Consider the following 15,517-nt stretch of genomic DNA (forward strand, 5'->3'; position numbering starts at 1 on the left):
TGATGATCGGCTGTATCCGGCATTGCCGGTGAGCATAAATAACATCTACTAGGAGGATGAAACATGAACGCTTTGAAGAGGGTCAGGCTTACCGCTTTCGCATTAATGATTATGACCGTTTTGGTTCTCTCCGGGTGCGGCGGAAACAATGCCAACAACACGCCGCCGCCTGCGGACGATTCTAACGGAAGCGGGACCGAGCCGGCTGCGGCAAATGCAGCCAATGGCACCGATGCCGCAAACGCTCCTGCAGCAGCGGATTTGCCGGAGTATACGATTAAGATGTTCGTGCCGGGCGTACCACAAAAAGATATCGCGCTCATCAACGAGGAAGCCAGCAAATATTTGAAGGATAAAATCAATGCGAAGCTGGAAATGACCATTGTCGATTGGGGCAGCTGGCCGGACAAAATGAACCTGAAGTTCGCATCGAACGAAGCCTTCGATATTAACTGGGCAGCCTCATGGGATAACTACTTCTCGAGAGTCGAGAAAGGCTCGTACCTGCCGATTAACGATTTGATTGAAAAATACGGCCAGGACGCCAAGGCCATTCTTAATCCGGCCCTGCTCAAGGGCGGCTTGTACGACGGGAAAAACTATGGCCTGCCGGTTAATAAAGAAATCGCGTCCCAACGCGGCCTGCTTCTGAACAAGGCGCTTGTCGAGAAATATAAAATCGATATCAGCACCATCAAGACCCTGACCGACCTGGAGCCGTATCTGGACATCATCAAGAAGAACGAGCCGGGTATTACGCCTTATTTAATGAACAAAAGCGTCAATCCTATCGATAATACGGTCGCGTTCGGCAACGAAGCCGAACTAGTGCTGAACATGACGGATGGGGGCGCTGCGATCGACCGTGAAGCGGCAGGGGATGAGTTGAAGGTATTTAATATTTACGCGGATCCCCGTTATAAAGAATCGCTTGAATTGATGCGCAAATGGTATCAGGCAGGCTATATTAACAAAGATGCAGCCACGCTTCAGGATTTCGACGGCGCAATCAAAGCGGGCCAATGGTTTGCCTTTACGGATCAGCTCAAGCCCGGCAAGGATGCGGAGAAGACCAATTCCCACGGCGTTCCGATGGTTCAGGTCGAGCTCACGCAGCCAATTATTTCAACCGGAGACGCGCTCGGTTCCATGATGTCGATCTCTGCTACATCGAAGGATCCGGAGAGAGCCATGATGTTCCTGAACCTGCTCTATACCGACAAATACCTGGTCAATTTGCTCTCATTCGGGATCGAGGGCAAGCATTATGTCAAAAAATCAGACAACATCATTTCCTACCCGGAAGGAATAGACGGAACTACGTCGGGCTATAACCCGGGTACGCCCTTCATGTTCGGAAATCAATTCAACGATTATCTGTTCGACAACGAAAATCCGGAAAAATGGAATGAGTTCGAGAGGTTCAATGGAGAGGCGGTAGAATCCAAGCTGCTCGGCTTCAATTTCAACATCGAACCGGTGAAAAACGAAATTTCCGCATTCCAGAATGCCGTGAAAGAATTCACGCCTGGTCTGCATACCGGCACGGTTGATCCGGAGGAAGTGCTTCCGAAATTCCTGGAAAAAATGAAATCGATCGGCATGGATAAAGTTTACGCGGAAGTGCAAAAGCAGTTGGATGAGTGGAAGGCATCCAAGTAAATTGGATGGAATAGCGGCCGGGGCTAACGTGCAAATTGCGTTAGCCCTTCTTAAATCCAGGACAACAGGGAGACTGAATTTCCATGAATAAAGTACTGATGGACTCACAAATCGAACAGTTTATGGAGCTTGGCTGGGTCAAAGTGGAGGAGGCATTCCCCACTGCGCTGGCGCTCGAATCGCAGGATTTCTTATGGGAGCAGTTAATAAGGTATGGCATCGATCGGGGTGATCCGGCAACATGGGATAAGCCGATCTTGTTTGTGCAGGAATCATTCCGCAGCCCGTCGTTCGACAGATGCAATTCGCAGCGGCTGGGCGGGGCTATCGAAGACTTGATCGGCGTCGGCCGATGGACGGAGAAGGTGCTTTGGAACGGCGACCCGAACCGGAATTACCCAACGTGGGGCTGGTGGCCGGTCAACTTCCGACTTGGAGGAGACAAAGAATGGGATGTGCCTGCGGCAGGCTGGCACTGGGACGGAGCGCATTTTCGCCATTACGTCGACGCATCGGAGCAGGGACTGCTCTGTTTATGCATATTTTCCGAGATTGGGAAGCACGGTGGCGGGACCTTGGTAGCGGAAGGATCGCATCAGGTCGTGGCCCGCTATTTGGCAAGCAAGACGGAGGGAGTCGAGTCGCAAGAGGGGATCGACGAGTGCAGCCTTCAGCATCCCTGGCTTGCCGCATTGACGGGTCAGGCCGGCGATGCTTTCCTGCCGGGGGAGGATCGGATTGGCAAGTTCATGGACCATGCATACATCGATGAGCACGGTACCCGTCTGAAGGTCATTGAAACGATAGCATCGCCGGGCGACGTTATTCTCTGCCATCCGTTCCTGTATCACACCCCTTCGCAAAATCATAGCGGCATTACCCGGTTCATGTGCAATCGCACGACTCCGTTGAAAGAGCGGATGAAGTTCGACCGAAACGATGGCACGGACTATTCACCTTTGGAAGCCAGCGTCAAACGGGCCCTCAACCGATAAACATCGTAAAAAAGCACCCTCGCGGGTGTTTTTTTATTACAAGCAACGAACTTGCCCTTATACAAGGACGAAACTCCTGAAGAACAAATCAACGATTTTCGGTGCTTAGAATCTCTGACTATGCAGTGCAACTAACTTGATTCTTTGGCAGCACCTAATACTGTTTCTGGGATACTGCCGGTTTGGTTAGACGGAGTCTCCCCGATTGGTCGTACGTGCCGGAGCCGCGTCACGACAAGGATGATGATACCTAGCATAATAGCTCCGCTGGCTGCCGCAACAGCGTGCATTCCGCCGGTAAAAGCTGCGCTGGCGCCGGTGAGAAGTGCCGTACCTATCTGCTCGGGGAGGCCTTCAGCTACGGCCACGGCACCGGCCAAGCTGTCGCGGGATGCTTGTACTGCGGACGCCGGCAAGCCGGCAGGAATGGAGTCCGCGACTTGGTCGCGGTAAATGGCCGTGCTGATGCTGCCCAGGACCGCGATGCCCAGGGCGAAGGCGAATTCGCCACTGGTCTGCATCATGGCGGCCGCCGATCCCGCCTTCTCGGGCGGGGCCGAACCGATGATCAGGTCGCTTGAGAGGCTCGGCAGCGGGGCTGTGCCTAAGTTGAAGAAAATATATCCGATCACCAGAATCGTGAGACCGGACTCAACTTGGGTCAGCAGCAGACAGCCAATTGTCGAGATCAAGAGACCCGTTCCGATAATGCGGGCTGGGCGGATTCGGCGCGCGATGAGCGGCGAGAGGAACATCCCGGCCATCGACGCAATTACACCGGGGAGCATGCACAGCCCTGCCTGAAGCGGCGACAGCCCTTGCACGAATTGGAGGTACTGCGCGACGAAGAGCATGGTCGCGCCTGTCAGCGTGATGCCGAACATACCTCCCAGTGCGGCGCTGAAGCCGGGACTCGCGAACAGGCGAAGGTCCAGCAGGGGGTTCGTCAGCCTGCGCTGCCGCAATACGAACATAGTGCCAAGGACGGCACCCGTCAAAATGAACAGCAAAGGGACTATTTGCAGACCGTGCTTGGCGGTTTCCTTGAGGCCGTATATGACCGGCAGGAGGGAACCCAGCGATAACGCGACACTGGTCAAATCCAACCGACCGGGTTCAGGGTGACGGTACTCGGGCAGCAGCAGCGGCCCGGTTATGACCAGAAGCAACATGACCGGGACGCCCAGCAGGAATACCGCACCCCACCAGAAGTGATCCAACATGATACCTCCAACTACCGGTCCAAGCGCCATGCCGCCCATGGAACACATTAACCATATGCCAACGGCTAGAGAGCGCTGCTTGTGGTCTCGAAACATGTTGCTTATCAAGGCTAGCGTAGAGGGCGATACAGTCGCCCCGGCGATACCGAGTAATGCGCGTGCCAGAATAAGCATCTCAGCGCTTCGGGAGAATGCGGCCAATAACGAGGCTGCTACAAAGGCCAACCCGCCGTACAAAAGCAGTTTGCGGCGGCCGATCCGGTCACCCAGCGTGCCCATCGTGATCAAAAACCCTGCGAGCATGAAGCCGTAGATGTCGATGATCCACAGCTGCTGGGCGCTGTCCGCGCCGAGATCGGCGCCAATGTGTGGCAGTGCGAGAATCATTACGGAAAGGTCGATCGAGACGAGAAGAGCGGGCAGGGCTAGTACCGCGAGCCCTGTCCATTCCCGAATGCCGGCATGCATCTCATTCCCATTCACAGCGTTCATCATTCGTTCTTCCACTGCTCGCCTAGCTTGTCCAACATAAATTTCATCCCATGCTCGCGCTCGTCGGCCTTCGGGTACCACTGGGATTTAGCCGATGGGTCCGACCAAGCGGCGAATACCCGCTCCGGCGATGCGCTATAATTCCGCTCGATAACAAAGGTAGCGTACTTTACAGATCGTTCGTTCATAATTTATATTTCCTCCCTTGGTTGGCTCATTCGGATGTTCACCGATGAAGTCTTGAACGGTCAACGCTTCATTATTCTGTTATATTTTCTTTTGGACTGGCAATTTGAAAGGAAACGATGTCAAAAAGGCTGAAATGTTTGCCGGCAACAACGGATTTGACCTGATACAGCGGCAAGCCGAGCTCCTTCAATGACAGAATATGCTGCAGGCGTTCAATATCCGATTCGTTGTAGATCCTGTGTCACTTTCGTTTCATGGATCATCCCCTTTTTTTCGCGCGAGGTATTTACCGGTGTGTTTGATTATAAGACATTACGCTGCGTAAGCTTCAAGTGTTAAGATAAAGTTTCTGATAATTTTGTGTAGGAGGGCATGTCAAATTTAACGAAAAGCCATGTCAAAATCGCAGCATCGCGATCTTCCGCTTCATCAGAGGCCATCATTATGGGGAAAACTATTAATTCGATATTAAACCGGTTTCACTATATGGCAAAAAAACTGGTATGGGAAATGAAGGAATATTCAAATTAACTTAATAAATCAGTAACATCACGATTATAAAACCGGTTTAATATGATTTTGTCAGATATTAATCCACAAGTGATTATCAATACGCTGTTCAGCATCGTCGGCAATGGTACTCAGGAAGGGTACCGAAGACCTCTGGCACGATATTTTCACTTAGCTGTAAACTTATACAGGAAAAAGCCTGCATTCTTCGGCTTCATAAGAAGGGATTGAGCGTACATGTCAAAACGTATTTTTCATTTTATATTATTGCTGTTAATTGTTACCGTTCCATTTGGTTGGGATATACCGGTTCGGGCGGAATCGAAAATGATGGATACGGTTTCTTTTTTGTATTTTAATGACGGACATGAAATCAGCCCCGTGTCAGATGATTTTGGAGACCGGGGCGGAGTTGCCCGGATCAAGACGCTGGTTGATAACGTCAAAAACGATAAAATCGTTGCATTCGGCGGAGACCTGGGCGGCGGTACTCTTTTCGGCGGAGTATTCAAAGGTTTTCCTATGGTTGAAGCCTTTAATGCGATTCCGCTTGATCTGGCGAATTTCGGCCAGCATGATTTTGATGCAGGAACGGCGAATGCGCTCGAATTAATTAAGGCTTCCCGTTTCACTTGGATTTCGTCCAATCTTGTTGGCAAGGACGGGAAGCCTTTTGGCCAAGTACCGGAGTATAAAGTATTTGACAGACAGGGCATTCGAATAGGTGTCATTGGTTTGACCAGCGCCATGGATACGACGACCCAGGTCGAGAATGTCAGGCAGTTAAGCGTTATCGAGTCGGCCAAAAAAGCGGTTGGGATGATGAAACAGGTTGAGAAGCCCGATCTCATCATTGCGCTGACCCAGGAACCGGTTATCGACGATAAATCCTTGCTTCAAGCCATTCCCGACATCAGGGTCGTTTTTACCGAGGAAGAAGCAGAAGAGAAGTCGTTCGTCTACGATGTCGACGGAGGGAAAAGGTTCATTTTCTCTCCCCAGGGGAACATGGGGTCAGTAATTCGATTGGACATTACCAAGGACTCCAACGGACAAGTGAAGCTGGCGCACGAGATAATGAAGGCGGACGAAACCGTCAAGGACGATGCGCCTTTGGCGGAAATGGCTAGAAAGTATCAATCCCGGCTGGATAAGGAATTGGGGAAAACGATTGCCGTAACGGAAACGGATCTGTCCTATGGGGACAACCATGAATCCCGTTTCCAGGAGACTGCCATCGGCGATTTGATCGCGGACGCCTACAAGGATTACTATAAAACCGACATCGCATTCGCAAACGGCGGCGGCATCCGCGCAAGCGCCCAAAAAGGAGATTTCACTTTAAAGGATGCCAAATCCATCTTGCCCTTCGGCAACAAAATCGTCGTGGCGGACGTAAGTGGGGAAATGCTGCTCGCCGCCCTTGAGAATGGCGTTTCAGCAACGGAACAATTAGCAGGCGGCTTCCTGCAAGTCTCTGGCATATCGTACTCGTATAGTTCCGATAAGCCTGTGGGACAGCGGATTGATAAGGCAGAGGTTAACGGTCTGCCCGTAATCAAAGATGCCCGATACAAGCTTGCATTGTCCAACTATATGTTCACGGGCGGCGACAATTACACTATGTTTGGGAAAGCTAAAAGTATCGTAGCCGCAAATGAAGCTTTAACTGATGCGGAACTGCTTATCGCTTATGCGGAAAAGCTTGGCAAGATTAACATCAAAACCGACAATCGGATCCAGGTAAACGGGTTCGCAGACGTTACGTATGGCCACTGGGCACAAGAAGGAGTTTACGGACTAACCGGCAAAGGGATCATGGAAGGTACAGCCGCAGGTCGTTTCGCACCCAGTGAAACCTTATCTCAAACGGAGCTTGCCGATCTTCTGAATAAAGCATTTTCGATGGATTGCACAGCGGCATGGAATCAAGACGGCTTGAAGGGTCTGAATTCGGAATCGCCTCTGACCCGGGAAGAAATGGCCGTTATCATGAAATGGGTGTTGGAAGCCACGGGCCAATCGGTTGCCAAAACGGAAACGACGGATTTTGCTGACAACGACCGGATATCGGAATGGGCTAAAGCTGCGGTCGCCGGTTTGGCCAAAGAAGGTTTTGTGACAGGAAGGTTGCAAAATATGTTCGAGCCAAAGGAAGGCTTCACGCGTGCGGAAGCCGCCTATCTGCTATGGAGGTTGATTGAATAAAATAAGCCTAGGGTTGAAGGGCGTTATGGGAGGATGAGTCTCGTTAAGCGGTCTTGAGTTATAAATTTGGGTGTTTAAACGATTCTAGAATTGCAAAAAGCACCGATCCATTGGAGAGGTGCTTTTTGGCATGTATGGAGAACAAGTACGATTTACGAAAAAATCTGGCCGCGGATTTCTCCATCTGGATTTTGTATGGTGTGTACATTGACATAGGCGTTGCCTCTTTCAAGTTCACGGACGAGATCACGGATTGTCTTACCTTGTAGAGGACCGACTAAATCATTGCGAGTCAGGGTTCCCCGAATAACCCCTCGTTTCACGGAAATGCCAAATTTGGACGGACCGAACAGAAACGCTACTACAGGACCGTTTACACCTTTTTGCCCAAGATGAATATGGGCTTGAGTTACCCGGTTTATATTTCGGATAACAAGTCTAAAAAATAATTTATCACCAGTACGGTTAAGCTGAAAAACTGCATTTCCTGTAGCAATTGTTCTTACAGGAGGTACTTCGTTTCTTCCTTTCAAAATAGCCCTGAATGTTTTGATATCCTTCACCCCTTTGCGTTGATACGGTATTCTATTCCGAGTGGAAGGTGATGGCTTGTTCATCTGTCCAAGTCTGTTGGTATTCAGGACTTCTGGTTCTTTGACAAGGCAACTATTATGAAGTTTTCTTCGGCAAGAGACTATACAATCTTGTTTACTTTCTGAATATGGAGTCAAGTGAGTTAACCATTGACTTCGATTTCATAAGTGGCAGTATACTGGAGCAATATTGGATGGACATCCTTTTTGCAATTAGTGATAAAGTTTTGTTAATATATTGTTTATACCTATAAATGATATCTTTATTATATATTAGACCAATAATAGTCTGCAGCTGTATTATGTATTTATAATAAAGAGGAGGAATGATCTCATGTCTATTTATGATCTTCAAGTGAACGCAATTAACGGTAAGCCCGTTGAATTGTCAATTTACCGTGGAAAAGTTCTCCTTATTGTCAACACTGCCAGTAGGTGCGGCTATTCTCGCCAATTCGCTGATCTGCAAAAACTTTATGAAAGTCACCATGAGCAGGGATTTGAAATACTCGGTTTTCCTTGTAACCAATTCAACGAGAAAGAGCCGGGGAGCAACTCGGAAGTACATGAATATTGTGAGAGCAACTTTGGAGTGAGGTTTCCGTTATTTGAAAAAGTTGAGGTTAGGGGACCATCTGCTCATCCTTTATTTCAATATCTAACGCAGCAAGCGCCATTTCAAGGATACGATACTCAGACCTTTGACGGTCAAAGGATGCAGGAATTTCTGCAGGAAAAGTATCCGGACATATACGCCGGTGACGGGTTCAAGTGGAATTTCTCAAAGTTTTTGATAGATCGGAACGGTTATGTTTATGGTAGATACGAAACTGCGACGGAACCATTAGGCATAGAGCCAGATATTGAATCTCTTCTTTTAAAGTAAATGAATTCGGTTGGTGTTTAAACTGTACCAGCTAATAGGTTGTCAACTTGTATCTTTGTCGCTACTTATTACACGGATAACTGTAGCCTTGTTTTGCTATGTTCTTGTTTAACTGCCTATTTTACCAAACAAAATTAGTTCCACGTTGGTTGTCAGTTTCGGGTCTTATTGGGTCTACATTGTCCATATTGGCAAGCTTATTATTTATGATTCGCTTCATCGGTCTGGATGCAACCTACATGATGTTGAACTTTCCAATAGCCGTTCAACAATTGGTTTTGGCTATATGGCTAATCATTAAAGGATTTAACCCAGACTGCCGGTACGCACCGATTGAGCCTTGTCGAGAGACGAGAACATCGTCCCATTAAAAAGTCGCTTATATATTGGTTTTTTCATTTATGGGATACCGATTTGACAAGATCTTTATCCCATTCCCGGCGAAACAGGGCAAGATAATCGTGTTGCGGATGTGGCAAACTCCGGGCTGCTGTTTGAGCTTGAGGACCGGATTGGACAGGTTGATATTGATGTCATCATCAATACGGGCTAAACGAATACTTAACCTCTTTCGACATTTGCTTCCATAGCATTCCATGCTCAAAGCAAGTAGTATAAAAGATAGAGGACGAATTCTGCTTTCACTTTCCTGGTACAAGGGGGAGGCTGCTAATGACATTTTCAGGTCATACCATTACGAATCTCCGTAGCGGACAAAAAATTTTATATATTGACGACAAGACCCATATTTTAGAAGCCGGTGACAATCTGGATATTCCCGCAGGGGTGCCCTCGTATGACAAGCAATTAATATTAAAATTTAGTCAGATGCCGATCATACAGTTATAGATTCTATTAAAATGGAGACCGTTTATGAAAAAACGACCAGTTGTCTTAATTCACGGTTACTCAAGTAAAGGCAACTCCTTTGAAACTTGGGTCAACAAGCTTTACAGCCGAGGATATGATAAGGAAACCATTCATGTGATCACCTATGAGACTCTAACTAACGAGGTGTCAATTCCCGACATTGCTGAAGGATTTGATCGAGCACTCCGTGAAAAAATTGGGTTAAATGGCGATGAAGAGTTCGATGCAATCGTTCATTCGACTGGGATGTTGGTCATCCGATCATGGCTTTCGGCATTTGTCAAACGGAGGGATCGTTTAAAACACCTTATCGGTTTAGCCCCAGCGAGCTTCGGGTCTCCTCTTGCCCACAAGGGTCGCAGTTGGTTGGGAGGTATTTTTGTTGGCCGAAAGGAACTGGGGCCAGACTTCCTGGAGGCAGGGAACCGCATCTTGGACAGCCTTGAGCTCGGTAGCCGTTTCTCGTGGGAATTGGCGGAGAAAGACTTGCTTGGAAACAAACCTTTTTACGGCCCCAATAACAATACGCCGTATGTCTTTATTTTCTGTGGAACAGAAGGATACCATGGCATAAAGAGGCTGGTTAGTGAGCCAGGTACAGACGGTACAGTCAGATGGGCGGGCTGCGCGTTAAATACGCGGAAGATCACCCTGGATCTAACAAGGAGCGGGGAGGAGAATGATAGGATTTTATTCTCGAATTGGAGCAATGTTGACATTCCGTTGATTCCCATCCAGGGAATTGACCATGGAACGATCATGAGTGAACCGTCGGACGAGCTTGTCGATTTCGTTCATCGAGCACTTGAGGTAGAGAGCGAGCAGGCACTAAACGAATGGTATGGCTATACTGCAAGCCGAACCGGAAGCACGCTAGCTAATCTTGAGAAATGGCAGCAATTTGTGATCCGTGCTGTTGATGAGCGAGGCGATCCGATTAATGACTATTACATCCGGCTTGAAGGTAGTCGCGAAAATGAAGATGAACAGGAACTTCAGGCGTTTGACATGGACGTGCATATTTATAGCAATGACCCCAGCCTCCGGAGCTTTCATGTCAATCTGAGTGAATTAAAGGTTGAAACCCTAAAGAGTCTCCAACTGCGAATCATTGCATCTTCTGGAACTGCCATGGTTACCTACCGTGGATATGTCGGAGGAGCATCCGCGATCCCCGATTCAATTGATGAAGATGGTAATTGGCAAGCTTCTCTGAAACTATCCAGTTTGCTTAAAGATAGCAGAGTGAATTTTTTCCATCCGTACACAACTACACTCGTAGAAATACGGCTTAATCGAGAACCGCTTCCGCTTACTGGACCAAATAAAGTGTGTTGGTTCGACAAAATCCACTGAGTCGATGGAGGAATACCTCCGACAGTCTCGCAATCGTGATTGTCGGGTGATAAAACATGACTCATTAAATACCGTGGAAATCGCGGTATTTTTGTTTTATGGGATCATGTTCTTGTCAAGTTTCAATGACAAGAACTTAATCCCATTCCCGACAAAACCCGAGAGAGAACGGAAAAGGAAGGCCATAGGACGGTGCCTTTCAAGGTACCAGACGGTCAAATGGTAATTACTGCGTTCCCTTCGCCTGTTCGTAATAAAGCGCCAATCGCTCTACAAGATTTAGCTGGAAAATGACATATTCCTTGTCCCCCGATATCAAAACCGGTACCCGATCGCTTTGGCCAACCTCGCCAAGCCTCCCAATAATACTTTTTGTACCCATTTGGGAGGTCCGGCGAGGTAACCGTCAATGCACTCCCAAGCGACTCCCAGCCACAACGGATTTCGCGGAATTCCTTTTGATGTCAGCTTGCCTTCGCACTCCAGCTTGTGAATCAGGACGAACATATTCCCGTGCAACCCCGGCGGGCGAATTTCATGAGTAGCTACCAGCTGGTAATCGCCGATATTCCAGAATTGATGAACCTGATTCGGATGAATCGTCAGTTGTCCGCCAGCCTCGAGAATGGTCTCCTTCCCATCCACAACGAATCGCATACGACCCTCCGCTACCAGGAACGTTTCCGTCAGTACCGGGTGCCAGTGGGGGCCGTTCATTGCTCCCTGTTGCGTAACGCTATGTTCGATGATCAGAAAATCCCCCTTCTCGTCCGTTCCCTTTGCCAAAAAAGAGACAGCCCGACCATCGGGATGAACCAATGTTTTGCCTACTGTAATTTCCCTTCCCGCTAGCTTCCGTTCAGTGGTACCGCTCAATAGACTCCCTCCCTGTCACTTACTTATAAAATTCAGCCGTTATCCGCACCCAGTAAAGAGGAAAGAGGTAATAGGATAGCCAGTTAGTTAATCTGGTTTTGAATTGAAGTTTCCGCTTTTTTGTAAAGGATTCTATGGTCAGGATCAGGTTCCTGCCAGAGTTTAGCGAGTTTTCAAAAAAAATAAATGAAATGTCAAAAAGTGATTTGGACACATGAACGTGAGTTATGTGCAGTGGAACGCGGAACTCTTTATCCTTAGGCAGAGCAAGTCGGTCCGAACACCGCTACCGTCATCGGAGCCAAAGGACGGCGACAGCCGTTTCTTCTTGTTCTATTGGGAGCCAAACAAGGGAAATTGGAAAGATGTCACAAAAACGTTATGTCAATCATGTTACTGCATAGCGTGAAATTGTAAGCGCTCTTACAATTTAGAATGGATGCGCAGACATGTCAGGCTTCATTGACGCATGGCGATACGCGGTTTTCTCCGAGTTGAACAAGAGGTTGTAGGAGGGATGGAAAGCGGGATATCCAGAGGGTGGTTTACAAACAGCAGATCTTTGAGCTTTACGAAGAGAAATTCATTTCAATACCGGGAGGAAAAAGCTGGATGAGAAGCATGAAAACATTCGTCAAACTGATTTGCATCGTGGCATTGCTAACATTTCCGATCATGATGAAGCCGGCTGCAGCGGATGCGGATGCCGCCGTTGCTGTTGAATTCGACAGCAGCGGCAAATTCGTTGATGCATTGGAGAATACCGATTATATGGTTTATCAATCGGGGATTTCGCAAACGGACGGCATTATGACAGGTCCCGGAGAAGTGATATACACTGCGGGAACAGATCCGGGAACCGGGAATCCAGGCGATCCTGCCGATCCGGGGACAGCCGATCCGAATGATCCGACTATACCAGCGGGCCCAAGCGGACCGGTCGGCGAGTATCCGGCTGAAACGGTCATCAGCTTTGCGGCAGCTCCCGTGGCAATCGACGGTGTTGTTGAAACCGGCGAGAATGGAGGCCTGACAGGAGATTGGCAGGGTGCGTTTGCCGAGAATATCGCAGGCCTGGTCGATGCCAACGGAGATGAGCACGGTGCGGATGTTTATTTGAAATATGACTATGACAATTTGTATGTAGGGGCCAAAATCAAAGATCCGACACCAATGAGAAATACCAACACCGGAAGCAATATCTGGAACGGGGACAATATGGAAATTTTCCTGGGTACGGATGATTTGGATTATGCCCTTTACCCGGACAAGAAACAGACGACAATTCCAAGCGACGTACAAATTGTGTTAAGCGGTGGTATCGACGATGGGCCCCAGTTTTATTTATACCAAAATGGCGTCTTTACCTACCCGAATATTACGATGGGCGTACATCAGGATGCAGATGGAAAAGGTTATACGATTGAGGCGGCCATTCCGCTCAGTGTACTCGGAATCGCCAATTCGTGGGATAGCAAGAAGGTAATTATGAACCCCGTATTGAATGACGGCGGGTATGATAAGCGGGGTCAATGGGGATGGACGACGAACGATGAAGCGTCCAAGAAGAGCAGAGGCCAGTGGGGTCTTGCGGCATTGGAGCCGGCAGACGCTCCGCAGGTTGAAATTTCCGCCAATGCTTCTGTTGAAATCAATACAAACGTGGTCACGGTTGCCGGTCAGACAGCCAATGTACAATCGCGGGACGTTACGATTCTGGTAACCGATGCGAATGAGAACATCGCCTACATCGACCAAACGCAGAGTGACGCGCAGGGTATTTATTCCTTTACTTTTCCGGTTAATACCGATGCTTTTGGCGCCGGAATTTATACGGCAACAGTCGGCGGGGAGGGAATTGTCCGCACGAATGCAGCCGCCTTTACTCTTGCTGCGGATACGGCAGCGCCTGCTGAAGTAACCAATATCGGAGTCAGCGCAGGCAATGGCAAGCTGACCCTTACCTGGACGGATCCGGCGAATGCGGATTACGATTATGCGCTTGTCCGCGTGCTTGGACAATTCTCGGCACCCGTTATGGTGGCAAAAGGAGTGCAGCAGGTTGAAATCGGCAGCCTGACCAATGGCACTGAATATACCGCAGCCATTCAGACCGTGGATTTGTCGGGCAATATATCGCAAGGTATGGAAGCGAAGGGGACGCCTGTCATCCCGAGTACCCCAACGGCTGACACGGCAGCGCCTGCAGAAGTAACGAATACCGAAGTGAGCGCAGGCAGCGGCATGCTGACCCTTACCTGGGCAGATCCGGCAGATGCCGATTACGATCATGCGGTGGTTCGCGTGCAAGGTCAATCCGCTGCACCTGTCATCGTCACAAAAGGAGAACAACGGATTGAAATTGGCAGTCTGGCTAACGGCACCGAGTATACCGTTGCCATTCAGACAGTGGATTTGACCGGGAATATTTCGCCAGGCATAGAAGTTAAGGGAACGCCTGTGAGTCCAAGTACACCATCAACAAGCTCCGGGAATGCATCCACTGCCCTTGAGACGGATAAGGATACCGTTATTGTTGATTTGAAGGACAAGAAGCCCAACCAGAATGGCCAGGTCACAGTAGAGCTGCCGAAGGACGCAGCGGTGTTGCAAATTGCCGTTGACCAGATTTCGATCGTGGGTAGCGGCGGGCTCCTTGTCAAAGCCGGGAATGCCGAGATTGCGATTCCGGCCGAAGTGCTGGCGGATGCTGTGAAGCTTGGCGATGGGAATGGTGCTTATATCGTCATTCATGTCGATCAGCACGCAAACGGCGATCAAACAGATGCAGCCGGCAAGATGAGCTCGGACAGTCTGAAGTTGAAACTGTTCGGCGACGGATTCAAGCTCCAGGTTTCGTTGGTGAACAAGGATGGAGTGTCCAAAGAATTAACTGGCTTCAGCCAGACTGTAAGCATCGCAATGCCTGCTGCCGGCGGCAAAGCGGATCCGGAGCTTCTCGGTGTTTATTTCTACAATGAACAAACGAAACAGCTGGAGTATATAGGCGGACATATCGATGAAAATGGCCTGTTGACTTTCGATCTTGTGAAACCGGGCGTCTATCAGGTAGTGGAGTATGACAAATTATTCCTGGACGTACCTTCCGGTCATTGGGCAAACCGCGCTGTCAAGGTATTGTCGGCCAGGCATATTGTGAACGGTATGACCGAAACCGCCTTCAAGCCGAATCAGCAAATAACGAGAGCGGATTTTGCCGTGCTGCTGGCGAATGTCCTGGGGCTCAAATCAGAGCAGCAAACAAGCTTCACGGATGTTGATCCGGGCAGCTATTATGCCGGCGCAGTTGCGGCTTTGTTCGAAGCGAAGCTGATCAGCGGACGCGGCGATAATCAATTCGATCCGACTGCGACCATTATGCGTGAGGAAATGATTTTGCTGATCGTTCATGCTTTTGAATTCAAAACAGGGACTGCACTTGATACCGGCAGCGAACCATTTGCCGACAGCTCGAGCATTTCCGTATGGGCTCAGGATGCAGTAAGCGCAGCGAAACAGGCAGGACTCATCAACGGCAGAGGAAGCAACGAGTTCGATCCGAAAGCCGGCAGCGCGCGTTCTGATACGGCGCAGCTCATCTATAACTTCTTGAAGCAAATGGAGCGCTAGCAAGGAAGTACGATTCGTTTTGGGAGG

Annotated in this window: 12 protein-coding genes; 7 read left to right on the forward strand and 5 right to left on the reverse strand. The window is 49.1% G+C overall.

Going from position 1 to position 15,517, the window contains the following annotated elements; translation table 11 throughout:
* The first annotated feature begins 63 nt into the window (after nt 1-63).
* Nucleotides 64-1,662, forward strand: a complete 1,599-nt coding sequence (locus AC0YOA_RS08660) for an ABC transporter substrate-binding protein (RefSeq protein WP_475786262.1) — start codon at nt 64-66, stop codon at nt 1,660-1,662.
* Between the two features lie 83 nt (nt 1,663-1,745).
* Nucleotides 1,746-2,657, forward strand: coding sequence for a phytanoyl-CoA dioxygenase family protein (locus AC0YOA_RS08665; protein WP_475786263.1), 912 nt, complete (start codon nt 1,746-1,748; stop codon nt 2,655-2,657).
* A gap of 131 nt (nt 2,658-2,788) precedes the next feature.
* Here the strand turns inward: AC0YOA_RS08665 and AC0YOA_RS08670 are convergent, their stop codons facing one another.
* From AC0YOA_RS08670 to AC0YOA_RS08680, 3 genes are all read right to left on the reverse strand, one after another.
* Nucleotides 2,789-4,375 (reverse strand): MFS transporter, encoded by a 1,587-nt coding sequence (locus AC0YOA_RS08670; RefSeq protein WP_475786264.1) that lies wholly within the window; start codon nt 4,373-4,375, stop codon nt 2,789-2,791.
* Entirely contained in the window at nt 4,372-4,560 is a 189-nt protein-coding gene (locus tag AC0YOA_RS08675) for a hypothetical protein (RefSeq protein WP_475786265.1), read from the reverse strand. Before AC0YOA_RS08675 ends, AC0YOA_RS08670 begins: the two co-directional genes overlap by 4 nt.
* 71 nt (nt 4,561-4,631) lie before the next feature.
* Nucleotides 4,632-4,796, reverse strand: a complete 165-nt coding sequence (locus AC0YOA_RS08680) for a MerR family transcriptional regulator (RefSeq protein ID WP_475786640.1) — start codon at nt 4,794-4,796, stop codon at nt 4,632-4,634.
* Nucleotides 4,797-5,308: 512 nt separating this feature from the next.
* Here AC0YOA_RS08680 and AC0YOA_RS08685 point away from each other — a divergent pair.
* Nucleotides 5,309-7,279: a 5'-nucleotidase C-terminal domain-containing protein gene (locus AC0YOA_RS08685; protein ID WP_475786266.1), complete on the forward strand. Its 1,971-nt coding sequence runs from the start codon at nt 5,309-5,311 to the stop codon at nt 7,277-7,279.
* 152 nt (nt 7,280-7,431) lie between these two features.
* Here AC0YOA_RS08685 and AC0YOA_RS08690 read toward each other — a convergent pair whose 3' ends face one another.
* The gene (locus tag AC0YOA_RS08690; RefSeq protein WP_475786267.1) at nt 7,432-7,896 is read right to left on the reverse strand and encodes a CHRD domain-containing protein; all 465 of its coding nucleotides are present in this window, start codon (nt 7,894-7,896) and stop codon (nt 7,432-7,434) included.
* Nucleotides 7,897-8,206: 310 nt separating this feature from the next.
* On the opposite strand from AC0YOA_RS08690, the gene AC0YOA_RS08695 reads away from it, so the two are divergent.
* From AC0YOA_RS08695 to AC0YOA_RS08705, 3 genes are all read left to right on the forward strand, one after another.
* The gene (locus AC0YOA_RS08695) at nt 8,207-8,758 is read left to right on the forward strand and encodes a glutathione peroxidase (protein ID WP_475786268.1); all 552 of its coding nucleotides are present in this window, start codon (nt 8,207-8,209) and stop codon (nt 8,756-8,758) included.
* 98 nt (nt 8,759-8,856) lie between these two features.
* Nucleotides 8,857-9,129: a DUF4386 domain-containing protein gene (locus AC0YOA_RS08700; protein ID WP_475786269.1), complete on the forward strand. Its 273-nt coding sequence runs from the start codon at nt 8,857-8,859 to the stop codon at nt 9,127-9,129.
* A 502-nt stretch (nt 9,130-9,631) separates the two neighbouring features.
* Nucleotides 9,632-10,984, forward strand: coding sequence for an esterase/lipase family protein (locus AC0YOA_RS08705; protein WP_475786270.1), 1,353 nt, complete (start codon nt 9,632-9,634; stop codon nt 10,982-10,984).
* Nucleotides 10,985-11,299: 315 nt separating this feature from the next.
* On the opposite strand, the gene AC0YOA_RS08710 is transcribed toward AC0YOA_RS08705, so the two are convergent.
* Nucleotides 11,300-11,860: a cupin domain-containing protein gene (locus AC0YOA_RS08710; protein WP_475786271.1), complete on the reverse strand. Its 561-nt coding sequence runs from the start codon at nt 11,858-11,860 to the stop codon at nt 11,300-11,302.
* Nucleotides 11,861-12,472: 612 nt separating this feature from the next.
* Here AC0YOA_RS08710 and AC0YOA_RS08715 point away from each other — a divergent pair.
* Entirely contained in the window at nt 12,473-15,490 is a 3,018-nt protein-coding gene (locus AC0YOA_RS08715; protein ID WP_475786272.1) for an S-layer homology domain-containing protein, read from the forward strand.
* Nucleotides 15,491-15,517: the final 27 nt, after the last annotated feature.

It is taken from the genome of Paenibacillus sp. JT22N12 (assembly GCF_056269365.1).